This is a genomic window from Anaerostipes rhamnosivorans (genome assembly GCF_005280655.1).
GTDB classification, from domain to species: Bacteria; Bacillota; Clostridia; order Lachnospirales; family Lachnospiraceae; genus Anaerostipes; species Anaerostipes rhamnosivorans.
In genome coordinates, this window is the sequence record NZ_CP040058.1 from 46,104 (window position 1) to 71,704 (window position 25,601).

Annotated in this window: 25 protein-coding genes and 1 other RNA gene; 19 read left to right on the forward strand and 7 right to left on the reverse strand. The window is 43.8% G+C overall.

The genetic code is table 11. From position 1 onward, the window contains the following. Positions 1 to 4: 4 nt before the first annotated feature. Positions 5 to 1,390: an asparagine--tRNA ligase gene (gene asnS / locus AR1Y2_RS00235; RefSeq protein WP_137327160.1), complete on the forward strand. Its 1,386-nt coding sequence runs from the start codon at positions 5 to 7 to the stop codon at positions 1,388 to 1,390. 151 nt (positions 1,391 to 1,541) lie between these two features. Here the strand turns inward: asnS and pnuC are convergent, their stop codons facing one another. Next, entirely contained in the window at positions 1,542 to 2,243 is a 702-nt protein-coding gene (gene pnuC, locus AR1Y2_RS00240) for a nicotinamide riboside transporter PnuC (protein ID WP_243118807.1), read from the reverse strand. Between the two features lie 378 nt (positions 2,244 to 2,621). Here pnuC and AR1Y2_RS00245 point away from each other — a divergent pair, with 378 nt between their 5' ends. From AR1Y2_RS00245 to AR1Y2_RS00255, 3 genes are read left to right on the forward strand one after another with little or no spacing between them, the layout of a single operon-like run. After that, entirely contained in the window at positions 2,622 to 3,224 is a 603-nt protein-coding gene (locus AR1Y2_RS00245) for a hypothetical protein (RefSeq protein WP_137327162.1), read from the forward strand. Between the two features lie 31 nt (positions 3,225 to 3,255). Then, positions 3,256 to 3,702, forward strand: a complete 447-nt coding sequence (locus AR1Y2_RS00250) for a GatB/YqeY domain-containing protein (protein WP_137327163.1) — start codon at positions 3,256 to 3,258, stop codon at positions 3,700 to 3,702. An 8-nt stretch (positions 3,703 to 3,710) separates the two neighbouring features. Next, positions 3,711 to 4,247 carry a cysteine hydrolase family protein gene (locus AR1Y2_RS00255; protein ID WP_137327164.1) on the forward strand — a complete coding sequence of 179 codons (537 nt, stop codon included), beginning with the start codon at positions 3,711 to 3,713 and terminating at the stop codon, positions 4,245 to 4,247. A gap of 38 nt (positions 4,248 to 4,285) precedes the next feature. Here AR1Y2_RS00255 and AR1Y2_RS00260 read toward each other — a convergent pair whose 3' ends face one another. Beyond that, the gene (locus AR1Y2_RS00260; protein WP_137327165.1) at positions 4,286 to 5,680 is read right to left on the reverse strand and encodes a glutamate synthase-related protein; all 1,395 of its coding nucleotides are present in this window, start codon (positions 5,678 to 5,680) and stop codon (positions 4,286 to 4,288) included. Positions 5,681 to 5,822: 142 nt separating this feature from the next. Between AR1Y2_RS00260 and AR1Y2_RS00265 the strand changes: the two genes are divergently transcribed. Together AR1Y2_RS00265 and rsmA are read left to right on the forward strand one after the other, a co-directional pair. Beyond that, the gene (locus AR1Y2_RS00265; RefSeq protein WP_137327166.1) at positions 5,823 to 6,596 is read left to right on the forward strand and encodes a TatD family hydrolase; all 774 of its coding nucleotides are present in this window, start codon (positions 5,823 to 5,825) and stop codon (positions 6,594 to 6,596) included. Beyond that, entirely contained in the window at positions 6,597 to 7,466 is an 870-nt protein-coding gene (gene rsmA, locus AR1Y2_RS00270; protein WP_137327167.1) for a 16S rRNA (adenine(1518)-N(6)/adenine(1519)-N(6))-dimethyltransferase RsmA, read from the forward strand. Here the strand turns inward: rsmA and AR1Y2_RS00275 are convergent. Next, positions 7,455 to 8,999: a DUF6128 domain-containing protein gene (locus AR1Y2_RS00275; protein ID WP_243118808.1), complete on the reverse strand. Its 1,545-nt coding sequence runs from the start codon at positions 8,997 to 8,999 to the stop codon at positions 7,455 to 7,457. The genes rsmA and AR1Y2_RS00275 overlap by 12 nt on opposite strands. Before the next feature lie 66 nt (positions 9,000 to 9,065). On the opposite strand from AR1Y2_RS00275, the gene tadA reads away from it, so the two are divergent. After that, on the forward strand, positions 9,066 to 9,524 hold the full coding sequence (tadA, locus tag AR1Y2_RS00280) for a tRNA adenosine(34) deaminase TadA (protein WP_137327168.1): 459 nt from the start codon (positions 9,066 to 9,068) through the stop codon (positions 9,522 to 9,524). Positions 9,525 to 9,530: 6 nt separating this feature from the next. On the opposite strand, the gene AR1Y2_RS00285 is transcribed toward tadA, so the two are convergent. Continuing rightward, on the reverse strand, positions 9,531 to 10,427 hold the full coding sequence (locus tag AR1Y2_RS00285) for a magnesium transporter CorA family protein (RefSeq protein WP_243118809.1): 897 nt from the start codon (positions 10,425 to 10,427) through the stop codon (positions 9,531 to 9,533). Between the two features lie 180 nt (positions 10,428 to 10,607). Between AR1Y2_RS00285 and ffs the strand changes: the two genes are divergently transcribed. The 11 genes from ffs (at position 10,608) to AR1Y2_RS00340 (ending at position 20,622) form a co-directional block, all read left to right on the forward strand. Beyond that, positions 10,608 to 10,869, forward strand: an RNA gene (ffs, locus tag AR1Y2_RS00290) — signal recognition particle sRNA large type. 428 nt (positions 10,870 to 11,297) lie between these two features. Beyond that, the gene (locus AR1Y2_RS00295) at positions 11,298 to 13,346 is read left to right on the forward strand and encodes a BglG family transcription antiterminator (RefSeq protein WP_137327169.1); all 2,049 of its coding nucleotides are present in this window, start codon (positions 11,298 to 11,300) and stop codon (positions 13,344 to 13,346) included. Between the two features lie 239 nt (positions 13,347 to 13,585). Next, positions 13,586 to 14,059, forward strand: coding sequence for a PTS sugar transporter subunit IIA (locus AR1Y2_RS00300; RefSeq protein WP_137327170.1), 474 nt, complete (start codon positions 13,586 to 13,588; stop codon positions 14,057 to 14,059). Then, positions 14,056 to 14,361 carry a PTS sugar transporter subunit IIB gene (locus AR1Y2_RS00305; RefSeq protein WP_137327171.1) on the forward strand — a complete coding sequence of 102 codons (306 nt, stop codon included), beginning with the start codon at positions 14,056 to 14,058 and terminating at the stop codon, positions 14,359 to 14,361. Before AR1Y2_RS00300 ends, AR1Y2_RS00305 begins: the two co-directional genes overlap by 4 nt. Before the next feature lie 24 nt (positions 14,362 to 14,385). Further along, a complete protein-coding gene (locus AR1Y2_RS00310) occupies positions 14,386 to 15,645 on the forward strand; it encodes a PTS galactitol transporter subunit IIC (RefSeq protein WP_137327172.1) in 1,260 nt (419 codons plus the stop codon). A gap of 22 nt (positions 15,646 to 15,667) precedes the next feature. Beyond that, positions 15,668 to 16,315, forward strand: a complete 648-nt coding sequence (locus AR1Y2_RS00315) for a class II aldolase/adducin family protein (protein ID WP_137327173.1) — start codon at positions 15,668 to 15,670, stop codon at positions 16,313 to 16,315. 19 nt (positions 16,316 to 16,334) lie between these two features. Beyond that, a complete protein-coding gene (locus AR1Y2_RS00320; RefSeq protein ID WP_137327174.1) occupies positions 16,335 to 17,369 on the forward strand; it encodes a zinc-dependent alcohol dehydrogenase in 1,035 nt (344 codons plus the stop codon). A 143-nt stretch (positions 17,370 to 17,512) separates the two neighbouring features. After that, on the forward strand, positions 17,513 to 18,541 hold the full coding sequence (locus AR1Y2_RS00325) for a glycerol-3-phosphate dehydrogenase (RefSeq protein ID WP_137327175.1): 1,029 nt from the start codon (positions 17,513 to 17,515) through the stop codon (positions 18,539 to 18,541). A 71-nt stretch (positions 18,542 to 18,612) separates the two neighbouring features. Then, positions 18,613 to 19,380, forward strand: coding sequence for an SDR family NAD(P)-dependent oxidoreductase (locus AR1Y2_RS00330; protein WP_137327176.1), 768 nt, complete (start codon positions 18,613 to 18,615; stop codon positions 19,378 to 19,380). Positions 19,381 to 19,504: 124 nt separating this feature from the next. Beyond that, positions 19,505 to 20,164: a GTP pyrophosphokinase gene (locus tag AR1Y2_RS00335; RefSeq protein WP_137327177.1), complete on the forward strand. Its 660-nt coding sequence runs from the start codon at positions 19,505 to 19,507 to the stop codon at positions 20,162 to 20,164. Positions 20,165 to 20,229: 65 nt separating this feature from the next. Next, positions 20,230 to 20,622, forward strand: a complete 393-nt coding sequence (locus AR1Y2_RS00340) for a hypothetical protein (protein ID WP_137327178.1) — start codon at positions 20,230 to 20,232, stop codon at positions 20,620 to 20,622. Positions 20,623 to 20,708: 86 nt separating this feature from the next. On the opposite strand, the gene AR1Y2_RS00345 is transcribed toward AR1Y2_RS00340, so the two are convergent. From AR1Y2_RS00345 to AR1Y2_RS00355, 3 genes are all read right to left on the reverse strand, one after another. Then, entirely contained in the window at positions 20,709 to 21,611 is a 903-nt protein-coding gene (locus AR1Y2_RS00345) for an Rpn family recombination-promoting nuclease/putative transposase (protein WP_137327179.1), read from the reverse strand. A 112-nt stretch (positions 21,612 to 21,723) separates the two neighbouring features. After that, on the reverse strand, positions 21,724 to 22,287 hold the full coding sequence (locus AR1Y2_RS00350) for a DUF1062 domain-containing protein (protein ID WP_137327180.1): 564 nt from the start codon (positions 22,285 to 22,287) through the stop codon (positions 21,724 to 21,726). Between the two features lie 200 nt (positions 22,288 to 22,487). After that, positions 22,488 to 22,763: a CD3324 family protein gene (locus tag AR1Y2_RS00355; protein WP_137327181.1), complete on the reverse strand. Its 276-nt coding sequence runs from the start codon at positions 22,761 to 22,763 to the stop codon at positions 22,488 to 22,490. A gap of 330 nt (positions 22,764 to 23,093) precedes the next feature. Between AR1Y2_RS00355 and AR1Y2_RS00360 the strand changes: the two genes are divergently transcribed. Continuing rightward, a complete protein-coding gene (locus tag AR1Y2_RS00360) occupies positions 23,094 to 25,595 on the forward strand; it encodes a hypothetical protein (protein WP_137327182.1) in 2,502 nt (833 codons plus the stop codon). The last annotated feature ends 6 nt before the right edge of the window (positions 25,596 to 25,601 follow it).

A 25,601-nucleotide genomic window follows, 5' to 3' on the forward strand; every position in this document is an offset into this window, starting at 1 on the left:
CAGAGTGCAGATATTAACAGGGAGACAGATATATAAACATTTTAAAGAATACAGTGGGAAGGAACTAAGCTTGTGCGGATGGGTGAAGAGCAACCGGGATTCCAGGGACTTTGGATTTCTTGTCATCAATGACGGGACTTTTTTTGAACCCATTCAGATTGTGTATGAAAAAAAGCTCACAAATTTTAACCAGATCAAGAAGCTGTCTGTGGGAACGGCAGTGATTGTCAAAGGAGTTTTGGCGGAAACACCGGATGCCAGACAGCCATTTGAGATTCAGGCTTCCAGTATAGAGGTAGAGGGAGAGTCTCCTTCAGATTATCCGCTGCAAAAGAAAAGACATTCGTTTGAGTACTTGAGAACCATTGCCCATCTGAGACCGAGGGCCAACATATTCCAGGCTGTATACAGGGTCCGGTCCCTTATCGCCTATGCAATCCATAAATTTTTTATGGAACGGGATTTTATTTATGTGCATACACCGATTATTTCTGGACAGGACTGCGAAGGTGCGGGAGAAATGTTCCAGGTGACAACTCTGGATCTTAAAGAGCTCTCTGAGGGAAAGAAACTGGATTACAGGGAAGACTTTTTTGAAAAGGAAACGAATCTCACAGTCAGCGGCCAACTGAATGGGGAGGCCTTTGCACAGGCTTTCCGAAATATTTATACGTTCGGCCCCACGTTCCGGGCAGAGGAATCTAACACCACCAGACATGCTGCAGAATTCTGGATGATAGAACCGGAAATGGCATTTGCCGACTTAGAAGATAATATGCTGCTGGCGGAGAGTATGATTAAGTATATTATTCATTATGTACTGGAACAGGCGCCTGAGGAAATGAAGTTCTTTCATCAGTTTGTGGACAAAGGTCTTTTGGATCGTCTGCATCATGTGGCGGAATCTGAGTTTGCCAGGATCACTTACACGGAGGCTGTTGAAATATTAAAACAGCATAATGATAAGTTCCAATATCCGGTTTCGTGGGGAACAGATCTACAGACAGAGCATGAGCGGTATCTCACAGAGAAGGTTTATAAAAAGCCTGTATTTGTGACGGATTATCCCAAGGAGATCAAAGCATTTTACATGAAACAGAATCCGGACGGAAAAACTGTGGCAGCAGTGGATCTTCTGGTGCCGGGAATCGGGGAGATCATCGGCGGAAGCCAGAGGGAGGATGATTTAGAAAAGCTTCAAAAGAGAATGGAAGAGCTTCAAATGAATCTTTCTGACTATGATTTTTATATGGATTTGAGGAAATACGGGTCCACCAGGCATTCAGGTTTTGGTCTTGGATTTGAACGGATGGTCATGTATGTGACGGGAATGGCAAATATTCGTGATGTGATCCCTTTTCCGAGAACTGTGGGGAAATGTGAATATTAAGGTAATAGGTTTATTTTATCAATAAGATTAAAAGATCTGAAATCCATAGCACTATACAGTGTTATGAATTTCGGATCTTTTTCGCATCAAGATAATTTGTTAAGATTTCTAAAGCCGAATTAATTCTGATGTTTCTTTTCCTGACAAATGTTTAATTTTCATTAGCTGTTTGCCGTTTCTTCATTTTCTGCCAGTTCGCAAAACCGTATACGTCATTGATAAAAAATGCTATAAAACAAACAACAACAGAAAAATATTTCATATCGTCAATGCTTGCCAGACACCATAAAATGATCAACACGATATCATTCCCAGCGTATGCCGCAGCATAAAAGGAACTTCTTTTAAAGGTAAGATATACAGCAAGAAAGCTTGTTGTAACGGAAAGTGTACTTGGAATTAAATTTGCCGTCTGAAAAACATCTAATATAAAATAAAATACGATAGTTACGAGAATCGTACACATGCACATCACAATGATTTCATTTTTGTCTAGATCATTCACTTCTACCTCAGCTTTATTTCCGTTATAAGGGTTTTTAAGCCACGTAATAAAAGAAAATACCGCCATAGGAAGTGTCATACCAAGATAAGTCAGCATTTCTCCATAATAGGAAAACATGAACGATATCATCCCATATAACAAACTAAAAATGATCATGAGCAGCTGTCCCAACGGATTGCCTTTTGCATTAAAGATAAGCGATGTTACACCGATCAGAGACGCTAAAAGAGTAAAATAATTTTCATGGTCAAAGATACAAAATGAAAGAACGATCAAGATAACAGAGCAACACCATAATACAATTTCGGTTTTTGAAAAATAGTTTATCCATGTTTTTAATTTCGTCATTATATCCTCCAAAAAAGCACCCGTAAACATATCTTCTAAGACCTAACGATATGCTTACAAATGCTTTCTACATTCAACTACCCGGTGGCAGATTATTATCTGATTATCAAAAAAATAGTATCACAGGGGATATTTAAAGTCAAGAATATACAACACGGAGCGCATAATTATAAGTTCATTCCATTCTCTGAGGAATCTTTGAGTTTGTTTTGCTGAATATCGTACTATTCATACCTTCAAAAGCAGGAATGATCGTCTCAGGTTTAGGAACCCTATACTCTGAAGCGGTATTGTGTATAATTATGGTAATATTTTTGACAAAAACTATTTGTATACAATGAAGGGATATACACATACTAGGAAAAAAGAGGTGGTTTGATGCATTCCTTATGGCAGGAAAAAATAGAATTCCCATATTACCCAATTTTAAAGACTGATAAACAGGTAGATATTTTGTATCTGGAGGCATCACTGCAAAATGCGGTGGAAGCACATTTTCAAAAAGAGCAGGGAAAGACTGTTATGATTATGGAAGAAAGAAGCATCGCAGATATGACAGATCTGGGAGGAATGGGGATCATAAAAGGGGAGACAAAAGAAGAGATTAAAGATCTCCACAGATTAAGAGATTATATTGAAGGAAGAAATATTCCGTGTGACATGGTTGTGGAGTCCAACAACTGTATCTGGGTTCATCCGCTGAAACTGTTTTTGTTTATGACAGAAGGAATCGATGTCTATGAGCAAATGCAGGTATTGGGGCGAAAGGGAAATAAACTGGACACAGGAAGTGTTTATATTACAGCGGAGACGGTTGTTGAAAAGAAAGAGAAAACTCCAATGTTCGTCCATGCATTTTCCAGTGTGGGATTTCCGAAGCTTGAGAAACCATACAAGGAAATGCGCAGATACGGTGACTACTGGCTGATCTGTACGGAGGAAGAAACCGTAGAAGGAAGTGATTTCTCCTGGAATATATGATAGAATAAAAACAAAAAATCAGGAGGATATTATGAGCAAGATTGATGAGATCAGAAAAGAAATGGTAGCAGCGATGAAAAATAAGGATAAAGCGAGAAAAGAAGCCTTATCCATGCTGTTAAGCGCACTTAAAAATGCACAGATCGATAAAAGAGAGGATCTTACTGAGGCCGAAGAAAATACGATCATCGCAAAGGAATTGAAACAGACAAAAGAAACTCTGGAATCCTGCCCGGAGGACCGGACAGACATCATTGAGGAATGCAACATCCGTCTTGCAGTGATCAAAGAATTTGCTCCTGAGGAGATGAGCGAAGAGAAGATCAACGCGGAAATTGATGCGGTGCTGAATGAACTGGGAATTGATGCTCCGACAGGGAAAGATAAGGGTAAGATCATGAAGAGTCTTATGCCGAGAGTCAAGGGAAAAGCAGATGGAAAGCTGGTGAACCAGCTGGTGGCTGCAAGGATCCAGTAGGAGGCCGTATGGAACATATATTGGTTGTCATAGACATGCAGAATGACTTTATTGACGGTTCTCTTGGCACCAAGGAAGCCCAGGAGATCGTTGACGGGGCAGCAGAGAAGATCAGGGGATTTAAGGGCAGTATATACGGAACGCTGGATACCCACACAGAGGATTACTTAAACACACAGGAAGGCAAAAGTCTTCCGGTTCCCCACTGTATTTTAGGAGAAGAAGGATGGGCACTGCATTCTGACATTATGGATGCTATCTCTGATACAGAGGCAGAGGTCATGGATTTTTGCAGAAAGGATACCTTTGGCTCCATTGAGCTCTGTGAACTTCTGAAGCAAAGATACGAGGGAAAAGAAGTTGAGATTGAATTCCTTGGATTATGCACGGACATCTGTGTCATCTCCAATGTTCTCATGGTAAAGGCTGCACTTCCAGAAGCTAAGCTTATCGTTCACGCAGGACTTTGTGCCGGGGTGACGCCGGAGAGCCATGAAAATGCTTTAAATGCACTTAAGATGTGCCAGGTTGATATTGAGACATAAAGAAAAGGCCATCAGATTTTTGACGGCCTTTTCTTGGTTTATACATGTTCTATATCTGTAAACTCTGATATTTCACGGTTGGTGGTTCTTAGATCTGAGACACTCAGATCATGGATATCGGCATGTCCGGTAATGCGTCCGAACATTTCAAGCTCTGACCTGCATACGTTTAGATAATTGCAGAGCCTCTCGGCCGAATGGTCTATATGAAGCCGTTTTCTCAATTCTTCATCCTGGGTGGCCACGCCTACAGGGCATTGACCGGTGTTGCAGATGCGGTACTGCTGGCAGGCAGCAGCCACAAGAGCAGCAGAAGCTATGGCCACAGCATCGGCTCCCATCGCAAGAGCCTTTGCGAAATCGCCAGGAAGCCTGAGCCCGCCGGTGATGACCAGATCCATGGAAATGTGATGGCGGTCCAGATACTTTCTGGCTCTGGACAAAGCAAAGATTGTAGGAATGGAGGTATTGTCCTTTAAGGTTCGGGGACTTGCCCCCGTGGCACCGCCCCGTCCGTCTATGGTAACAAAGTCGGCGTCAGCGTAAGCGATCCATTCCAGATCCTGTTCAATATGTCCGGCAGCGATCTTAACACCCACAGGTCTTCCTCCGGAGACATCTTTAAGCCAGTCTACCATAGTCTTTAAATCCTCTTTGGAATTGACGTTCGGAAACTTGGAAGGGCTGATCACATCCTCACCCAGGGGTTTATTTCTGATTCTTGCGATCTCTGGTGTCACTTTATCCCCTGGAAGGTGTCCACCCATGCCCGGTTTGGTTCCCTGGCCGATCTTAATCTCTATGGCATCCGCATTCCGGAGGTTCTCGTCTGTGACGCTGTACAGGTTGGGAACATACTCAAATATGTACTTATAAGCCGCCTGACGTTCTTCGGGAAGAATCCCGCCTTCACCGCTGCACATGGCGGTCTTAGACATGGCACTACCTTTAGCCAGAGCAGTTTTTAATTCTTTGGACAAGGCCCCAAAAGACATATGGGATACGTATACCGGATGATAGATCTCCATAGGTTTTTTCGCCTTCTTGCCGATGACTGTCTTGGTGTTCACCGGATCTTTGGCATTGAGGGGGGCAGGGTTTAGCTGTGCCCCCATAATCAGAATATCATCCCACGAAATGATCGGTTTTAAGGTTCCCATGGCATCAACGACAGAAGAGCCTGTGACAGCCATCTGATGAATGGCATCCATCTGCGGGAACTCCTTGGAATCAGTTTTGGAAAAGGCGTCTGGGTAAGCCAATGGGTTGTCCTTATTGGGAGAGGAAACAGGTCCGTCTTCTACTGGGTCAAACTTATCTTTGGATGCCTTGCAGACAGGGCATGTATAATCAGCTTCCAGCTGGGAAAAAGGAGCGGATTCTGCCTCATCATCATAGACATAGCCGCAGATACTGCATTTAAAAATACTCATAAAAATCCTCCGTTTCGTGTTATAATAAAAAATATTGTCTTTTGTTATAGAGACAGCCTTGCAATGAAATAAGAATTATTCTTATTATACCATATGAATGAGAAATTGTATCAGCATGAAAACAATTTTTGGAGGAAGAGTTATGATATTTGAAACCCACGCCCATTATGATGATAAGCAGTTTGACAAAGACCGGGAAGAACTGCTGGCTTCTATGGAGGAGAATGGTATCGGTACGATCGTAAATATAGGATCCAATATGGAAACATCCCGGTGGACAGCCAAAGCGACAGAAAAATATCCGTTTCTCTATGGAGCGGTGGGAGTTCATCCGTCAGACAGCGGTGATATGAAGCCTGAGGACCTTGGCGAACTTAAGCAGTATGCAGAACTGCCCAAGATTGTCGCCATAGGAGAGATAGGGCTTGACTACTACTGGAATGAGCCGGAGCGTCCAATACAGAAAAAGTGGTTTGAAGCACAGATGGAGCTTGCAAGGGAGACCAATCTTCCTATGGTGATCCACAGCCGGGATGCCGCAAAGGATACGGAAGATATGATGCGTGCAGTCCATGCAGAAGAAATCGGAGGAGTTGTCCATTGCTTCTCTTATCCAAAGGAGATGGCCAGGAAGTTTTTAGATATGGGATTTTATCTTGGGATCGGAGGAGTTGTCACGTTTAAGAATAGCCGAACATTAAAGGAGGTAGTTTCTTATGCGCCGCTGGACAGGATTCTGTTGGAAACGGACAGCCCCTATCTCTCACCGGAACCGAACCGGGGGAAACGGAATTCCTCTTTAAATCTGCCGTTTGTGGCGGAGCAGATCGCTTCAATTAAAGGAGTCAGTGCCAAAGAGGTTATCGAGGTTACAGAACAAAATGCCAAGATCATGTATCGAATGAAAGAGGTTTAGATGGAGAAATTAAGCAACCCAAAAAGAACGATAGAAGTCATTCAGAAGTATCATTTTGATTTTCAGAAGAAGTTCGGACAGAATTTTTTGATTGACAGCCATGTGCTGGAAAAGATCATAGACGCAGCACATATTACAAAGGATGATTTTGTACTGGAGATCGGGCCGGGCATCGGTACGATGACCCAGTATCTTTCAGAACATGCAGGAGCGGTTTTGGCGGTGGAGATCGATCATAATCTGATCCCAATCCTTCATGATACGCTGTCAGGGTATGACAATGTTGAAGTGCTGAACGATGATATCCTGAAGGTTGATATCGGAAAGATAGCACAGGAGAAAAACAAGGGAAAACCGATCAAGGTAGTGGCAAATTTGCCGTACTATATCACGACACCGATCATCATGGGGCTGTTTGAAAAGAATGTCCCCATGGACAGTCTCACTGTCATGGTTCAGAAGGAAGTGGCCCAGAGAATGCAGGCAGGTCCTGGGACAAAGGATTATGGTGCATTGTCGCTGGCAGTACAGTTTTATGCAGAGCCTTATATTGTAGCCAATGTACCTCCCAACTGTTTTATGCCACGTCCCAAAGTCGGCTCAGCAGTTATCCGTCTGACCAGATACCAGGAGATGCCGGTTAAAGTAAAAAATGAAAAGCTGATGTTTTCCATCATCAGGGCTTCCTTTAACCAGAGAAGAAAGACTCTGCAGAACGGGATCAATAACAGCGGTTCGCTGAATTTCTCCAAGGAACAGGTGGTGGAAGCCCTTGAAAAAATGGAGCTTTCACCTACGATCCGTGGAGAGGCACTGAGCCTTGAACAGTTTGCAAGGCTCAGCGACCTGCTGGAAGAATTAAAGGGCTAAGATCCAATAACCGAAATTTCCTGTCTTCTGACGGGCTTCGGGCACTGTCAAAAAGTTCTTAAATCCAAATAACTTAGCAATGAAGTTCTTCTCATTATCAAAAACTCCTGGAATTCCCAGGTAAAGCATTTTGGTGCGTTTATTCTGGCAGAGCATCAAATGTCCGTAGTTGCCATAGTTGAGCAGAAGAAATCCGTTGGTCTTTAGATTCTCTGGCACATCTGGAATATTCTGCAGGTCATCTACTTTGAGTTTGATGCTAGGATCCAGCATATAAGAAGGAGGTAAGGGCAAGGTGGGATACTCCTTCCAGTCAAAGAGACCGGGAGTGCCTGATATTCCCTGTTCTTTGGCGTTCTTTTCAAGTTGAAGGGCCTCAATATATTCTGCCAGCTTTGAATTAGCGTCAGCAGAACTTTCTTCTTTTGGCGGTTCCTCTTCGGCCACAGACTCGGCATTCATAGGCTCCGGTTCTGGAATGTCTGGTTCTACATAGACCCGGGGAGGCGTTCCTGCCGGAACAGGTGCCGGCTCCGGCACTGTGGATTCCGTATCAGGGGTTCCCTCCGGGATTGGAATTTCCTGCGGGAGTTCATCAAAAGGATCCCTGACAGGAGGCGGATCTGGAGCGCTGGCCGGCGGTTCTTCCTCATCCTCATATGGTTCTGCTGTGACCATCGGAACAGGATTCTGTGCGGGAGCATTGCCGGGGACACTTTCTCCTTGAGCTGGCTGCGGACGTTCTGAGGCCGCAGGAGCAGCGGGCTGTGTTGTAGAGGTTCCAGGAATGCGTTCCCCTTGAGCTGGTTCAGGCCGTTCTGAGACCATAGGAGTTGCTGTTTGAGCAGGAGGAGTTCCAGGAATGCGTTCTCCCTGAGCTGGCTGCGGACGTTCTGTCACCGCAGGAGTTGCTGTCTGGGCAGGAGGAGTTCCAGGAATACGTTCTCCTTGAGCTGGCTGTGGACGTTCTGTCACTGTAGAAGTGGAAGTCCGTGCATGAGCAGAGTCAGGAATTCGATCTCTCTGGGTCGTCTGCGGACGCTCTGTTTTCATTGGAGCCGTCTCAGGCTGTGTTGTCTCCTCAGGAACAGGACTTTCTTCAGGAGCCGGTTCCGGGGGCCTGGTTTCTTCTGCTTCAACAACTTCACTTGGCCCTGATGTATCATCTGCAGGCAGGAAGTTGCGGATCGTGATCGGTTTATCATTCCATTCAGAACCAAAGAAGTGGCTGTTGGAGTGATAAATCAAAAAGCCGTCCACCTGGTCTAAGTCTACGACCAGAGGATAAGTATTCTTAAACTCAATGATGGTGTCATTGCGCTGGAATGAATCCAGCAGGATGCCTTCCATGGTTCCATGGCGGAACCTATAAAAATAGATTTTGTAAGTTAATGCCTCATCATTTGTTTTGACATGGAAGTATAACCGAAGCTGCTTCTGGCGTTTTTCAATCTTGGCAAACCCTGCATTTTCGCCTTTCATGCCATTGCTATATTCGTATAGATATGAAACGATTCGTTGATATTCAGCCAATGTGATACTCTCTTTTTGATTTATTCTATGAATGGGGCAGAAAAAATATGACCGGGGGAAGACGAAATGAACGAAAAAGAAAAATTTATGAAAGAAGCCATAAAGCAGGCTAAAAAAGCTGCGGCCATTGGGGACGTGCCTATCGGCTGTGTGATCGTCTCAGAAGGAAAGGTCATTGCAAGGGCATACAACCAGAGAAATAAGAGGAAAACCACCCTGGCCCATGCAGAGCTTCTTGCCATTGAAAAAGCCAGTAAAAAAACCGGAGACTGGAGGCTTGAAGAATGCACGATGTATGTCACTCTGGAGCCATGCCAGATGTGTGCGGGAGCCATTGTCCAGGCCCGGATACCTAAAGTAGTGATCGGCGCCATGAATCCCAAAGCCGGATGTGCTGGCTCTATCCTGAACATTCTCCAGAGGGAGGAATTTAACCACCAGGCCGAAATAGAATCCGGAATCCTGGGGGAAGAGTGCAGTCAGATGATGAGTGACTTTTTCAGGCAGTTGAGAAAAAAGAGTTAAGCATTCTCAGATCCATTTTTTCTTTTTGTAGAACCAGATCTCTGCGATAACCATGATCAGACAGATTCCGATGAGGATAAAATAACTGTACGGAAAACGCAATTCCGGCATGTTTCTAAAGTTCATGCCATACCAACCTGTGATCAGGGAGAGAGGGAAAAAGATCGTGGTAACGACAGTCAGGATCTTCATGGTCTCATTCTGTTTGATATCAACCTGGGACTGGTACATTTCACGGATCTGCAGGGCATATTCCCGTAGGAACTGTGTATAGTTAAGAAGCCGCTCTGCACGGTTGCTGAGCACGGAAAAGTGCTGGATATCAGCTGGTGAAAAGAAATCCGATGCATTTTCTTCTAATTCACTTCCAAAGTCACTAAGCTGCTGGTAATAGGCGTTGATGCGCAGAAGCTTTCTTCGGACATCGATCAGTGAATGGTTCATATTTAAGTCCTTACCGGACAGTATGACATCCTCTATCTCAGCCAGATGTGTCTCATAGTCCTGAAGTCTTACCATATCATCCTTGATGAGCGATTCCGCTAACAAAAATAAAAACTGCGGAAGGGACGAGACATTCATTATTTTTCGCTGCTCTATGATTGTCTCTAAGTTATTTATATGTTTTTTATCCTCGATTAGCACCAGAAGATCTTTTGAAAGATAATAAGAAAGGCAAAATTCCTTTTCCGCTGGATTTCTTTTATCGGGGATCAACAGGGTACCGCAGATAAAATCAGAAAAGATGTCTGCCTTGCAGCTGTTGATCCCGTGGTTCTTGATGGTATCAACAAACGGCTGATAGGGGCAGAGGAACGGATATTTTGTTAAATATTGTTCAGTCGTAAGCAGCTCTGCGGTGTTGTTCTGTATGGAGTAAACCATGGATTCACCTTCTTTCATCTTTACAATTATACCTTATCGCGCGAAGCGCGTCCATCCGAAGGATATGAAATGCGGTGTGCCTTTCAGTATAGTCTCTCAGAGAAAAAATAAAATAGAAAATAAAAGTTGACGAATGTAAACATTATTTAGTATAATCAAATTTGCACATGTAATAAAACTTTTTACGTCAAAAAGCTTCCGTGCAGCCGGGGAGGCAGCGGTGCCCTGTATCTGCAATCCGCTATAGCAGAGGTGATGGCCTGTTTAGGGCTTTTCTTTGTGGAGCTGCCCTTTATAAGTGGCGTTGATGTTTGGGTCTTGCGCAATGAGAATCTATGAACCGTGTCAGGTCGGGAACGAAGCAGCACTAAGTAGAACCTCTCATGTGCCGTAAGGGTGCCTGAGCTGAGTTAACTGTAGAGGTAACGTCTGTGAAGAGAGTTCGACACAGGCCGCACGGAATTTAATAATTATATATCCAGAACAAACAGACAGGCAGACGATGCCTGTTTTTTTATTTCATAGGAAAGTGCGTCCTATGAAATACAAAAAGCTCCGCGAGGATCGCACTGCGGCGGTAAGGAATCATGTCGCTAAAGCGACCCGCCGCAGGCGGAGAATCCCGCAAGTGGGATTCTTTCTTATTTCATTTCATAGGAAAGAGCGTCCTATGAAATAAATAAGTCCTCCGGTCATGATGCGCCAAGGAACGTTCTTTGAATCTGAATAAAATCTTGCAGGCCTTATGGTTCTTTCTGGCATAGTACAATTGCCCTCCTGGGGTTTTGCCAGGATTTGTGCTATATGCATAGATCGAAATTTTTTATAATATATATGTATGATAAAATAGCGGCGAATCACATTCAAAGTTGAAGAGAGGGAAGTCATTTGGACAAAAGAAGCAATCAGATTTTAAATCAGCTTTTAAAGGAAGGGGAACTGGAACTTAAAGAGGCGTCCAAGCAATACCAGGTATCCGAACGTATTATACGCAGAAAAATAAAGGAACTGAATGACGAGCTTAGAGCAAACGGATTGGCTTTGATCGACATTAACAGTGAAGGGGTTCTGCGCCTGGAGGACCGAGGGGAAGATCTCAGGGAACAGTTCCGTCAATTTATAAAAGAGAATAATTTCTATACATATCATTTATCGAAAAATGAAAGAAAGACCATCCTGGCTATGCTACTTTTAAACGCAGATGAGTATGTGACGGCAGCATGGATCTCGGAGTATGTGAGCACCAGCAGAAATACGATTATCAGTGATCTGAATGATCTAAAAGACTGGTTTCAGAAGAATAATATGAACCTGATCTCGCAGGTTCAGAAAGGTTATGTGGTCCATGCCTCTGAGGGGGATATCCGTTCCGGCATGCTGAAGCTTTTAGAGCTGAATCTGGATGAAGAGAAATATGGCATGATGGGGGCATATCATGCCTTTGGACATCTTTTGCTTAAAGAGATCCAGTATCAGGGATGCTACGAACAGATTCAGAGGATCCTAAAGGAAGAAGAGACAAGACATGATTGTTTTCTGTCCGACTTTTCCTTTTCTGTGGCAGTGTATGAACTTGTCATATTGGTGAACAGGATCAAAAAGGGAAAGACTCTTGAACATGAAAGACAGAAAGAATGGGGCAGTACGGTGCAGAGCTCAAAATATCCGTTGAGCAGAGCGGTATTGGACCGGCTGGGCAGAGAGTTTTCATTTCAAGTGCCAGAGGCGGAAGTGGAGAATTTTGTATTTTGTCTGAGAAGAAAAAGCTATTTGAAAAGCGGTACCAACAATGTGGACCAGCTGGTGATCCCAGTGTTGATAGGAGAAGTCATCTACCGGATCACCAGCCGTTTTCAGATAAACTTTTACCTGGATTTCGCCCTCTATGACCTTTTGGTCGACCACATGAAGTCTGCCATCTACCGTATGGCTTCCGGGGAAGTGCTGGAGAATCCTTTCCGTTCAGAAATCGAGAAGGGTTACCCGGAGGTATTTTCAGTGGTGGAGGAGTGTCTGAGACCGCTGGAAGACTATCTGGAAGTGAAGGTGCCTAGAGATGAAGTTTCTTTTTTGGTCATGTACATTGCATCAATGCTGGAGAGAGATAAATTGGAGAGGATGAAGGAGCAGAGAGTCCCGGCAGTGCTCGTCTGCGCCATGGGCAGAGGCACTGTGCAGCTTATGCTGGCGAAATTAAAGCAGTTGGAAGATGTAATCCATGTGACAGATGTCAGATCAGCCCATGAACTGAAGGATATGGAACAGATTAAAGATCAGCTGGTGATCACTACCGTTCCATTTCAAGAAGGAGAGCTGCCCAATCTGCTTATGGTTACCCCTATGCTGGAACAGGATGATTTATACAGGATCAGGCGGAAGGCCACAAAACTCCGTGAAAACTGGTCTGATATCCCTGAGGAAAGCCGCAGAGATGAAATTGGAAACAATATCGGTTCAGAGACCAAAGCAGAGCGTAACTTTCTAGCTGAGATGCTGTCAGCGGACCGAATCGAGATCAACAGGGAAGCCAGAGACTGGGAAGAAGGAGTCAGAGCTGCCGGACAGCTGCTCTATGATTCCGGTGCTGTGTCTTATGAGTATATCGATGCAATGGTAGAAAATATCCGCGTAAATGGATCCTATGTGGTGATCTATCCCGGTATTGCCATACCACACGCTGAGCAGGAAAAGGGGGCCATCAGGGAGGCAGCCAGCCTTGTCAGGCTGAAAACCCCTGTAGTTTTCGGTAACAGTGAAAATGATCCGGTTTCTTACATTATCGGTCTGAGCATATTAAATTCCAACAGCATTAATTGCGCCATATACAACTTGGTCAGGATGTTTGGGCAGGAGGAAGCAAAACGTCAGATGGAAGCACAGGAGACACCGGAGGAACTCATTAACACGATTCGAAGATTAGAACACCAATATTGCTGATGAGTCTATCATAAAGAGAAGAAGACAGAACCTTATCATACCAGAAAGGTTCTGTCTTTTTCGTTTTAGATCATTATATTTGAACAGTACTTTGGATATGCATGCTGATTGTATATATGTTAGTACAATTTTGTGCGCTCTCCTGAGACATCTCTTGGCCTTTATAGGACGTTCATGGGTATCTATAATGAACTTAACATAACAGTTTTGAAAAACACGTTTTTGGATCGGAGGACAGCATGATCTGGGAAAACTTAAAAGACACATTAGTAAAGACAGATATGAAGGCAGAAAGTGAACAGGAAGTATTTGAACAGTTAGGAGGTGTATTAGTTCAGGAAGGATATTGCAAAGAAAGTTATGTGGAGGCATTAAACGAGAGGGAAAAGGTTTATCCCACTGGAGTCATGGCCGGGGATATCGGAGTGGCGATCCCACACACGGATCCGTGTTATGTAGAGACAACCGGAATTGCTATTGCTGTACTGAAAGAGCCGGTGTCATTTTTCCATATGGGAACAAACCCGAAAGAAAATGTGAAGGTCCCGGTGAAGTTTGTCATGATGTTGGCAATTGCGGGAAAACAGCATTTGGAAGTGCTTCAGAAAGCAATTCTTTTAATTCAGGATGCAGAGGTTCTGAGAAAGCTTGTGGAAGCCAAGAATCCGAAAGAGATCATTCAAATTATTCAAAATAAGGAGGAGTCATTATGAGGACTTACAGAATCTTATCAGCCTGCGGAACAGGGATCGCAACATCAACGGTGGCATCTGAGACGTGCAAACGGCTTTTAGCAGAACGGGGAATCCCATCAGTGGACATCTCAGAATGTAAGGCCCTGGAAGTAGTGGGGAGAGCTGAAATATTTAATCCCGATGTGATCATTCATACTGCAGAAATACCGGTGAATGAACTGAAAGGATACCAGACATACCGTACACTAGAATTTATCACGGGGTTCGGGGCAGAAGAAAAAGCTGATGAAATCTCTGAATATCTGAAATCATTAGAGTAATTGAGTTAGAAAGGGAGGAAAACTATGAGCGTTTTACAATACATCTTGGATTTAGGTTCATCTGTAGTCATGCCATTGATCATAACCATTCTCGGCCTGATCTTGGGACAGAAATTCTCCAAGGCATTCAGATCCGGTATGACTATTGGAATCGGATTTATAGGAATCAATCTTGTCATCGGACTGATGGGGGATTTCGTAAGCCCAGCCGCGCAGGCGATGACACAAAGGTTTGGAATGAACCTGTCAGTGATTGACGTTGGATGGCCGGTCAGCGCATCCATTGCCTTCGGTACACAGATCGTACCGTTTGTGTTCCTTGTCTGTTTTGTCTTAAATATCATTATGCTGGCAACCAATACTACAAAGACACTGAATATTGATATCTGGAACTATTGGCATTTCATTCTGACTGGAGCATTAGTACAGTTTTTGACTGGAAGCATGGTGGCAGGAGTGATCGCGTCTGGTATCACATTTATCATTATCATGAAACTTGCAGACTACTCTGCACCAAGAGTACAGGATTATTTTGGGCTTCCGGGAGTTTCTCTGCCTCATACAGAGACCGTAAGCTGGGCGCCGATATGTATTTTACTGGATAAGGTTTATGATAAAATACCTGGCTTTAATAAAATTCATTTCGATGGAGAAACGATTCAGAAGAGATTCGGAATTATCGGGGAACCGATGGTCTTAGGACTGATCCTTGGAGCAGGCCTTGGAGCCTTGGCAGGATATGAGCCGAATAAGATTATCACCCTCGGAGTCAATATGGCTGCAGTTATGTTTATCCTGCCGAGGATGGTGCGGATTCTTATGGAAGGCCTGATGCCTTTAAGTGAAGACGCAAAAAAATTCTTGGCGAAGAAGTTCCCGGGAAAAGAAGTCAACATCGGTATGGACGCAGCGATTGCAACAGGATCTCCTATGGTTATTTCAGCTGCCCTGATCATGATCCCTGTTACACTGCTGTTGGCAGTAATTCTTCCTGGAAACAGAGTGCTTCCGCTGGTAGATCTTGCGACACTTCCGTTCTTTATGATCTGGCCTGTAGTGGCTTCCAAAGGAAACCTGTTCCGTTCACTGATCACAGGAACGCTGATGATGGTGGCAATCTTATATATCGCTACCAACTTGGCAGGAACTGCCACACTGATCGCACAGTCAACAGACTTTACATTCCCGGCGGGGGCAAAAGCAATTTCTTCCCTGGATACAGGAGCACATTTGGTACCGTACATTATTTATAAGATTGCAGAATTTTTCCAAATGCTGTTTTAATCTTTTCACATAAGGAGGCAATATGTTATTAGAAAAAGAAAGAACCAAGGTTATCGAGATTGCACTTAAGATACAGAAGGAGAAGCTGATCCCTCTTACTTTCGGAAACTTCAGCCTGAGGGACCCAGAGACAGGGTATGTGTGCATTACTCCCAGCGGGATGCCCTATGAGACCCTGCATCCTTCCGACATTGTAGTTGTGAGCATAGATAACCAGATTATAGACGGAGAACGCCGTCCATCCATTGAAATGCCGCTTCACACCGCCATGTACCGGAGACGGCCGGATGTGTTCGGAGTGGTCCATACCCACTCAACCTATTGTACAGCGTGGGCCTGTGTGGACGGAGGAATGCCGTGTATTACCTCAGAGGCAGCAGGACTGGTTGGCGGAAATATCCGCTGTGCCGCTTTTGTACCGCCTGGAAGCGATGAACTGGCAGAAGTGACCTCAGAGGCGATCGGAGATGACAAAGCAGTCCTGATGGGAAATCACGGGGCAATCTGCATCGATGAGACGATTGATAAGGCATACAATGACGCAATTGTTCTGGAGGAGAGTGCCAAGGTGGCATATCTGGCTTACCAGATGGGGAATGTCAACACGCTGGAAGACCAGATGTGTAAATTCTTGAAAGAAGATACAGATCAAAACTATGGACAGAAATAAGATTTAGGAGGATGGTAACATGCAGGGGAAAATGAAAGCACAGATGTTTTATGCACCAGGAGATGTAAGGTTTGAGGAGACAGACATTCCTCAGATTAAAGATGATGAAGTGTTAGTACAGGTAAAAGCGGCATTGACCTGCGGCACAGACCTGAAAACATACAGGAGGGGACATCCGACGATCATCACTTCCGTTCCTTCCACATTCGGGCATGAATTTTCTGGAGTGGTCGTGGAGGCAGGAAAAGACGTTACAAAATTTAAGGTAGGAGACCGAATCGTAGGAGCTAATACAGCCCCATGTTTTGAGTGTGAGCATTGTAAAAATAAGAGATACAGCCTTTGTGAAAATCTGCAGTATCTGAACGGCGCTTACTCTGAGTATGTGGCGGTGCCGGCACACATCCTGAAATATAACTTTTATCGTGTACCAGATCATCTGCCGTTTGAACAGGCGGCATTGCTGGAGCCTCTGGCATGCGCGGTTCACGGAAGCGACAGGATACCAGCTAAAGTTGGAGATACGGTTGCCGTTATCGGGGCAGGTCCGATCGGACTTATGTTTATGAAGCTTTTAAGCCTGAAAGGCTGCAGAGTCATTGCCGTAGATCTCTCAGATTACCGTCTTGAGCAGTCTAAGAAATTTGGTGTATGGGAAACCGTCAATGCTTCTGGAGAAGAACATATAAAAGAAGTGAGAGATCTCTGCAATGGGCAGGGAGCTGATGTAGTCGTGGAAGCTACTGGATTCCCTGAGGTCTGGGAAAATGCCGTCAACATGGTCAGACCGGGAGGAACGGTTCTTGCATTCGGAGGAACTAAGGCAGGCACAAGCATTACCCTAGACTGCCAGAAATTCCACTATGAAGAAATCACATTGAAAGCCGTATATCATCACACACCATATCATGTACAGCTGGCTCTGAAGCTGCTTTCCAACGGACAAATCGACGGAAGCCTGTTTATCACAGGACACTATCCATTAGAAAAAGCCATCGATGCCCTGGAAAGCATCGGCAGGCAGGAAGGCATCAAATACGCAATTATCCCTTAGGGGAGAAACGGGCTTGGCGCGCTTCGCGCGATAAGGTATACCCAAAAGGGCATCCCGCATTTTATGCCCTTCGGGCTTGGCGCGCTTTGCGCGATAAGGTATAATTATGTTTGTATTTGTTGTGTTTGAAATGGAGGGCCTTTATGAGTACAATTACGGTGATTGGAGCAGGGGTGATGGCTTCCAGCCTTTCTTTTCCTGCTATGGAAAATGGAAATGAGATGCGTCTTACAGGTACGCCGCTGGACAGGGAGATTATTGAATCGGTAAAGGATAACCGCTATCATCCCACATTAAAAAGAACGCTGCCGGAGGGGGTAAAAGCATATCAGATCGAAGAGCTGGATGCGGCACTGGATGGCTGTGATGCGGTGATCCTGGGAGTCAGTAGTTTTGGGGTGGATTGGTTTATTGAAAATGCCCTTGCGAAGATTCCTGATAAGATTCCGGTGATTGCAGTGACAAAGGGAGTTGAGGTTTATGATGACGGAACGATCCAGACCTTCCCTGAACTGTTTGAATCAAAGGTGGAGAATGGAAAGAGCCACGAGTTCTGTGCAATCGGTGGACCGTGCAGGTGTTATGAATTGGCGGACCATGACGATACAAGAGTTGCATTCTGCGGAAGGAATATGGAAGTTCTTAAGTTCTTTAAGAAACTTTTAGAGAGGGATTATTATCACATTGACTTAACACAGGATGTAGCCGGCCTGGAGATCGCAGTAGCTTTAAAAAATGCATATGCACTTGGTGTCAGCCTTGGGATTGGTCTGGAAGAAAAACAGCAGAAGTACATGTGTAATACCCAGTCTGCACTCTTTGGACAGAGTTCTTATGAAATCATGAAATATGTCCAGTACATGGGAGGGAACGTCGAAAACTCCATTCACGGGATCGGTGATCTGTATGTGACCGTGATGGGCGGGCGCTCAAAGGAGATTGGAAAAAGACTTGGAGCGGGCATGCCATATGACAAAGCTATGGAAGAACTGAAAGGTGTAACTCTGGAATCCGTAGTGATTGCAAAAAGAGCAGCAAAGGCCATAAGGATACTGTCCGAAAACGGTAAAGTCCGTAAAGAGGATTATCCTCTGATCCTCCATATCGACGATATTCTACAGCATGGATCAATGCTTGATATACCATGGAAGAAGTTTCAAGTAACTGAATAAGTTTGGATCTTATATCTCCGGGACGCCATAGTGGCGTTCCGGAGATATCGGCGGTTAAAAGGGAGGTACACATGGAGTTAGGGTTAGTGGGAAAAACGGCCATTGTCACCGGAGGCGGAAAAGGCTTCGGCAGAGCCCTCTGCCAGGTTCTGGCAGAGGAGGGCGCCAATGTGGTCTTGAATTACCGGTCTGGAAAGGACGAAGCAGAATCTATGATCAGCAGGATGAATCAGGAGTGTCCGGGGAGCATCTACGGATTCCAGGGGGATATAATGGAGGAAGCAGACAGGGAAGGGCTTTTTAAAGCTGCTTGTGAAGTATTTGGAGGGGCAGATATCCTTGTAAATAATGCAGCAGCATGGACTACGGCTATGGCAGCGGACATGCCAGAAGAAGATTTCCGAAGAATACTTGAGATGAATCTGACCGTCCCGTTCCTTTTATCCAGGAAGCTGATCAGCCATCTCATGGAGAACGGAAAAAAGGGCAGCATTCTGAACGTGGTATCTAAGGCAGGAATTATGGGATCCAAAAGGAATCACTCCCATTATGCCTCCTCTAAGGCCGGGCTTATCGGCCTCACCAAATCTCTTGCTATGGAGACTGCGGAGCATGGGATCACGGTAAATGCCATTGCACCGGGTTATATGAGGACAGAGATGTTGATGAAATCTTTTAAAGACAAAAAGGACGAAGAGGAACAGAATAAAAAAATACCCATAGGCAGGATTGCAGACCCGAAAGAAGTAGCTTACGCAGCTGCATTTCTTGTATCAGAGCGGGCATCTTATTTCACAGGCACTACATTTGATGCCACAGGCGGGATGCTGATGTGCTAAAACGGTTACAAAAATTTCACACTTGTAAGTTTGAAAGCTTGTCTATGACGTGATAAAATATTCTTTAGAGCTGGTGATCATCAGTGTGCCAGCGATCAATAATACAGAAAGAGGTGTGAATTCTATGGCAAAGATTGAATTACCTGATGTAAAGGATATTTTTCTAGAATACCGGAAAATGCAGTTATTGTATCAGTCAGCGCTGAAAGAGATCGGGACAAAGCTTGAGATCCTGAACGATGAATTTAAGTTTGTACACAAATATAATCCCATTGAACATATTGAATCCCGTATGAAAAGTGAGGAGAGTATTGTCCGCAAGCTTATGAAAAAGGGACAGGATATCACGGTAGAAAATATTGAGAGATATATAGACGATGTGGCAGGCATCCGGGTTATCTGTTCCTTTACACCGGATATTTATAGGATCGTAGACATGATCTCCAATCAGGATGATATTGAGGTAGTGAGGACCAAGGATTATATGGTAAACCCAAAACCAAGCGGGTACAGGAGCTACCATATGATTGTAAAGGTCCCGATTTTCCTCTCCGATACAGTCGTTCCCACGAGAGTGGAGATTCAGATTCGTACAGTGGCGATGGACTTCTGGGCATCTTTGGAGCATAAGATTTATTATAAATATGACGGACATGCTCCTGAGTATATCCGAACAGAACTACGTGAGTGTGCAGAAATGATCAGCTTCCTGGACAGCAAGATGCTGGCCATCAATGAGGAGATTCACAGCCTGAAGCAGGATGATATGCGGGAAGAACTTTAAAAAAATGTACCTTTTTCCTTTTCTTTCTCATAGTATATTATCAGTAGAGAAAAGGAGCAGCGTAAATGATGGATCGTGAAGGCTTAGGTGATCTGCCTACATTCGATATGGATACTCTGTCCAGAAAACCTATGGTAATGATGGATGAGCAGGATGAGGATGATTACCAGTACATTACGAGGATGTACGGACCGGTTGCAAGAGAAGTACTTGAGCATATTGAGGATGCATGTGACCAACTAGAGTATAATGGAAGCATGATGTTCGACCAGTATATGGACCGGACCGGAATGCTTGTTCTTGCCGACCATATCTATGACAAGATCAAGGAAAAGGACAAAGAAGACTGTATTAAAAAGGACCGTCTTCTCTATCAGATGGTCTGCACATTGCTGGGCGGGGAACTCTATCACCGCCGTTGTCGTTACAGGAGAAAAAGAGGAATGTTCTCAGATTAAGAGGTTATTCCGCGGGAACGTTCCAGCTAAAAAAACAGAGATGCCGCAAACCAATTCTTATCGTTGATTGGTTTGCGGCATCTCTTTTAGGAACTTTTTTTTAATATCTTAAGAAGTTCTTCTTTTGGGGCTGAAGGATGAAGTTTGATCAGACGGCAGATACCGGCGATCGTCTCCTGGGGTTCTTCCAAAGCTTCAGCGATCTCCTTTTCGGACAGGCCTTTTTGGAGTTTCTTTTGAACTTGTCCGATTAGTTTCAGTTGTAAACCTGCTTTCAGTCCTTCTTCTCTGCTGGATTCCATCTGGGTAACATAATCAGACAGGTTTTTTTGACGGAATAGATATTCATCCATGCGCTCAGGATCGCGTTCCAGTAATTCTAATTCTTTGATCGCTTCCTCGATATAGGGGTCTTTTTCTATCATGGCACGTTCCTCCTCTCCCTCTGCACAAATAAAACATGCCCATTGATACAGCTTTTTATGTTCCTTTTTTACCTGGGAAGTGCGCAGTTTTCTTAATTCTATCACATGAATCTCCCATTGGTCGCTGTATAGGCTGTGTCTGTTATCCTCCCTCATGTGAAAGGAGGAATAGAAATAATCGGTGTCATTCAACTGATTAAAGCCCAGGATACTGATGTGAATGGTTTTAACACAGCTCCCATAAGTATCTCCGGACTTTAAATCCTGTGTATAGACCTTTGCCAAATAAGACAAAGCCCGTCTGTCCCAGTATGTGTAGGGAAGCAGCTGCATCTCAATATTGATCTTACCAGTGTCCTCGACTATGGTGTATAGATCAAGTATGGATAGCTTCCCCTCCAGAAAATCCTTAGAAAGATAGCGGTCTTTTACATGGATCTTTCCGATTGTCTCCGGGGGAATATCCAGAATGCTGCTTAAGAATCCACGGAGTACTTTAGGCTGTTTCATGATTTGAGTAAAGGCATAGTCATTTTTTAATGAGATCGTATTTGCTTTCTTCATCTTCTGTTGTCTCCTTCAGCTTATCATATATGGAAAGTTTTTTCAATATCACCTATAATTTTACAATAAACATACTCAGATGTCAAATAATGTAATAATCTATGATAAACAACTATAAAACAATTAATACAATCTCATCCGTCATTCTGCACCTCATGATATCTTGTCCTGTTTTACTCTGAATTCTGCCGTCAGAAATCTTTTCTTCCAGTTCTTTTCTGGACAGATTCAGTTTTTTCCGTAAGACCGCTGATACTTTGAGATGAGCAGAACCGATGCTTCTTATATGCAGTTCAACAGGGCCGTTAAAGAAACTGTCTCCGGTTACCCTGTAGTCGTATGAACCGATAGCAGCCCCGTTCCGGCGCAGAAGGTCAAAATCCAAGGCATATTGTTTGGCAAGTGTTATGTCATTGTTATGAAATTTATCTAAAAGTTCTGGATCTAAGGATTTAGGGCTGATCCGTGAAAAGATTGGCAGATTCCATGTGGTCTGGCAGTTTGAACACTTATAGATCAGCCATATGTCCAGATATTTTCTCTGGGCATTTATTCTGAACAGCCCGGAACTAAGAAATTCAGTTTTTTTCCCGCATTTTTTACAATGCCGCACTGCGGGAGGCGGAGATAAAAGTTCTACCTCCCAGACCTTTATCGTGCGGGTTTTATTCTCCATACATACTCACTCCTGTTCTAGTTAGAATAGGAAAAAGAAAAAGGCGGATTTTCAAATAATTTTTTCATACAGACACCTCCTGACTCTTTGTGGATGAAAAAATTGTAGCATGGGGAATCTGTATCCGAAACCTCATATTCTTTTCTAAAAAGAACATGAGCCTATACGGTATCATTCCGTATAGGCTCATGTCTTTCAAGTCATTGATTTCGTTTTTCCTGACGGATAATTCTCTGAATACTTTTCAGAGACAGAAAATATTCTTCAGACAGAGCATCCGGTCTCTGTCCTGCAAGGTATTCCCTATATATTTCTCTGTTCCGTCTTTTTAAATACTGCCGTGTTCCGCTAGCGGCGCCCCAGGCACATTTGCTGCTGGGATTTTTAGGTATGTAGATATATTCACCTTCCGCATATTTCTGGACTTCTTTCAAAAGACCTGCGGGTAGTATTTGTTCTGCCTTCTTATAGCTCATATTGCTCTCCTAAATGAAAAATAGTACATAGGAACAGCAAAGGCCATTCAGACTGGCTGCATTAGCCTTTGCTATGCAGCAATAACGATAGGATCAAGCATATGCTTTCCGCCCTCCTTCTTGTGTTTGCTGAAATTATATTCATCATCATTATCTTACCATTTTTATTTAAAAATTAAAAACCCAAAATATACTAATGAACATAACAAAAAGCAGCGTATATAAGAGATCCCTCTGCGCCGCTCTTAAACTTTCCTTAAATTTGTTGTGTTTCCCCAGAAAAACGGATAAAATATACAGATAGGACAGAGAGAATGTTAGGAGGAGCTTATGAAGCGGGAAAAAGCCATACCAGCAGCAGCCTTCGGGCTGATTTTTATTCTTGCTCTTGGGATATGGAATTATGTATTGATAGGAAAAAATAATCAGGGAGTCAGCGAGACTAGCCAGGCCTCCCTGCCGGTTTTGACAGTAAACACCGGAGGAGAGGACATCAATGAATTGCACGGATTCAGAGAGACTGTGGATGCGTCTTTGATGAGAGACTCTATCACGCCCCTCAAGGGAGATCAGTTCCAGGTAATTATGAAAAATGGAAATAGCTCCATTGAAGCGCTGAATTACAAGATATATAAAGAAAATAACCGTTCCACTCTGGAAAAAGGAGTGGTTTCTTTTAAGCAGACAAAAAAAGGAACAGAGGCAGATATCAAACTCAAAAGCCGTCTGGATTCCGGAAAGACATATCTGCTGGCTCTGACACTGGAGAATGATGGAGATAGCATTACCTACTATACAAGAATCATCTATGGGACAGATCTGCATTTTACAGAGTGTTTGAGGTTTGCAAAAGAATTCCACGATGCCACACTGTCAGATGGAAATTCAGAGTATGTAAAAAAATATTTGGAGGCAAAGGAAGGGACAACGGCAAATGACCTTTCTTCTGTAGATATATCTTCCAATCAGGAGGCTGTCTGCTATGCATCTCTGAAACCAAAAGTAGAACGCATGTATGCGCCGGTGATTAAAGAGGCCAGCTCCAATGTAACGTCGCTTGAGTACAGATTTATTCTATCTGCGGAAAACAGCAAAGGAATCAAGCAGTATTATCAGGTAAAAGAGTATTTTCGTGTTCGGTACTCCAAAGACAGGATGTATCTACTCAACTATGAGCGAACCCAAAATGCTTATTTTCGATATGACGCACTGGACCGCTCTAACAACAGGATCTTGATGGGCATCACTCAGATGAATCCTGAAGAGTTGGTCAGTAGAAACAGCGGGCGCAAGGCAGCCTTTGTCCAGGAGAATGAGCTTTGGTATTACGATTACAAGAATGCCTCAATGACTAGAGTGTTCTCATTCGTAGGAGAGGACTACAGAGAGTCCAGAAACAATTATCCTCAGCATGGCATTCATGTGATGGAGATGGATAAAAGCGGGAATATCAAATTTATTGTCTATGGATATATGAACCGTGGAGAACATGAAGGAAAGAACGGTATTGGTGTTTATGAGTATGATGCGGACAGCGGCAAGGTAGATGAAAAAGCATTTATACCCGTAAAAATCCAATATGAAAATCTTAAGGATGAGATTGAAAAAGGTGCATACTTAAGCGACAGCGGAAAGTTCTATTTTGAGTTGGATGGAGCTTATTATCAGGTAGACTTAGATAACAGAGAGTCAAAGACCATCGCCAAAAATATCAGTAATGGAATGGTAGCGGTTTCCGGTACGGGAATGCTTGCGATTACGGAGAATGAAATGACCATACGGATCATAGATCTGGAAAATAATAAGGAACACAAGATCAGCTGTGAAAAGGGGGAGAAGATTAAGCCTATAGGTTTTGTAAAAGAAGATCTTGTCTACGGTGTCGCAGATGCTGGGGATGTAAAGAAAAAGAAAGATGGTTCCCTTCAGTTCCCGATGAAAAAAGTATCCATTGTGAATGAAAAGAATCAGGAACTTGCAAAGTTTGAAAAGAGCGGAATTTATGTAACGGATGCCAGAGTAGACGGTACTGTCGTAGTCCTAAGCACAGCCAAACGTTCAGGGTCCGGGTACAAGACTATAAAAGAAGACTATATCCGCTACAAAGATAAAACCGAGGATAAAGCATCCCTTGAATATGGATATACAAGCGACCGTCTGAATCAGGTATATCTCTCTTTTCCTGATTATGTCTATGTGCAGACGGTACCCAAGTATCTGTCAGCGGCAATGAGCCAGACGGAAAAAGAATGCAGCATAACCTTTGCAGAAAATGACCAGAGATATAAGAATGCATATGTTTATGCGGGAGGTTCACTCAAAGGAACTTATACAGATATGGCGCAAGCTGTGAAGGAAGCAGAAAAGAACGCGGGAGTGGTGGTTAATTCAAGCCAGCTTTACCTTTGGGAAAAGGGTGTCATGAAAAGCTACGGCAAGGTGGCTAATATACCAATCGTGAAAGCGGAATCCAAAGACGAGACCGGAATTGCCTGTGTCAAGATGATTACAGATTCAGAAGGAAAAGATGTCACTTACGGACAGCTGAAACGCAGCAAAAAGGACGTTTACGGCATGCTCTATGAATCTATGGATAAGATGGCGGCGGATTATACAGGATGTAAGTTTGAAGATGTGCTCTATTGCATCAGCAAGGGACGCCCGGTCATCGCGAAACGGGCCAACGGCACATATATTTTGGTGATCAGCTATAACAATACAAAGATCAGATATTACGACCCGTTAAAGGAGGAATCTGTCCAGGCAGACCGGTCCTCTATGGAAAAGGAATTTAAAAAGGCAGGAAGTGTATTTTACAGCTATGCCAAATAAAGAAGG

What these genes read in the sequence shown, in the direction of transcription:
- AR1Y2_RS00325 (WP_137327175.1), top strand. Translation starts at nt 17,513, where the DNA reads ATGAGTACAATTACGGTGATTGGAGCAGGGGTGATGGCTTCCAGCCTT.
- tadA (WP_137327168.1), top strand. Translation starts at nt 9,066, where the DNA reads ATGAACGAAAAAGAAAAATTTATGAAAGAAGCCATAAAGCAGGCTAAA.
- AR1Y2_RS00340 (WP_137327178.1), top strand. Translation starts at nt 20,230, where the DNA reads ATGATGGATCGTGAAGGCTTAGGTGATCTGCCTACATTCGATATGGAT.
- AR1Y2_RS00360 (WP_137327182.1), top strand. Translation starts at nt 23,094, where the DNA reads ATGAAGCGGGAAAAAGCCATACCAGCAGCAGCCTTCGGGCTGATTTTT.
- AR1Y2_RS00315 (WP_137327173.1), top strand. Translation starts at nt 15,668, where the DNA reads ATGTTATTAGAAAAAGAAAGAACCAAGGTTATCGAGATTGCACTTAAG.
- AR1Y2_RS00245 (WP_137327162.1), top strand. Translation starts at nt 2,622, where the DNA reads ATGCATTCCTTATGGCAGGAAAAAATAGAATTCCCATATTACCCAATT.
- rsmA (WP_137327167.1), top strand. Translation starts at nt 6,597, where the DNA reads ATGGAGAAATTAAGCAACCCAAAAAGAACGATAGAAGTCATTCAGAAG.
- AR1Y2_RS00335 (WP_137327177.1), top strand. Translation starts at nt 19,505, where the DNA reads ATGGCAAAGATTGAATTACCTGATGTAAAGGATATTTTTCTAGAATAC.
- AR1Y2_RS00250 (WP_137327163.1), top strand. Translation starts at nt 3,256, where the DNA reads ATGAGCAAGATTGATGAGATCAGAAAAGAAATGGTAGCAGCGATGAAA.
- AR1Y2_RS00355 (WP_137327181.1), bottom strand. Translation starts at nt 22,763, where the DNA reads ATGAGCTATAAGAAGGCAGAACAAATACTACCCGCAGGTCTTTTGAAA.
- AR1Y2_RS00345 (WP_137327179.1), bottom strand. Translation starts at nt 21,611, where the DNA reads ATGAAGAAAGCAAATACGATCTCATTAAAAAATGACTATGCCTTTACT.
- AR1Y2_RS00265 (WP_137327166.1), top strand. Translation starts at nt 5,823, where the DNA reads ATGATATTTGAAACCCACGCCCATTATGATGATAAGCAGTTTGACAAA.
- AR1Y2_RS00350 (WP_137327180.1), bottom strand. Translation starts at nt 22,287, where the DNA reads ATGGAGAATAAAACCCGCACGATAAAGGTCTGGGAGGTAGAACTTTTA.
- AR1Y2_RS00260 (WP_137327165.1), bottom strand. Translation starts at nt 5,680, where the DNA reads ATGAGTATTTTTAAATGCAGTATCTGCGGCTATGTCTATGATGATGAG.
- AR1Y2_RS00255 (WP_137327164.1), top strand. Translation starts at nt 3,711, where the DNA reads ATGGAACATATATTGGTTGTCATAGACATGCAGAATGACTTTATTGAC.
- AR1Y2_RS00305 (WP_137327171.1), top strand. Translation starts at nt 14,056, where the DNA reads ATGAGGACTTACAGAATCTTATCAGCCTGCGGAACAGGGATCGCAACA.
- pnuC (WP_243118807.1), bottom strand. Translation starts at nt 2,243, where the DNA reads ATGACGAAATTAAAAACATGGATAAACTATTTTTCAAAAACCGAAATT.
- AR1Y2_RS00320 (WP_137327174.1), top strand. Translation starts at nt 16,335, where the DNA reads ATGCAGGGGAAAATGAAAGCACAGATGTTTTATGCACCAGGAGATGTA.
- AR1Y2_RS00330 (WP_137327176.1), top strand. Translation starts at nt 18,613, where the DNA reads ATGGAGTTAGGGTTAGTGGGAAAAACGGCCATTGTCACCGGAGGCGGA.
- AR1Y2_RS00285 (WP_243118809.1), bottom strand. Translation starts at nt 10,427, where the DNA reads ATGAAAGAAGGTGAATCCATGGTTTACTCCATACAGAACAACACCGCA.
- AR1Y2_RS00300 (WP_137327170.1), top strand. Translation starts at nt 13,586, where the DNA reads ATGATCTGGGAAAACTTAAAAGACACATTAGTAAAGACAGATATGAAG.
- AR1Y2_RS00310 (WP_137327172.1), top strand. Translation starts at nt 14,386, where the DNA reads ATGAGCGTTTTACAATACATCTTGGATTTAGGTTCATCTGTAGTCATG.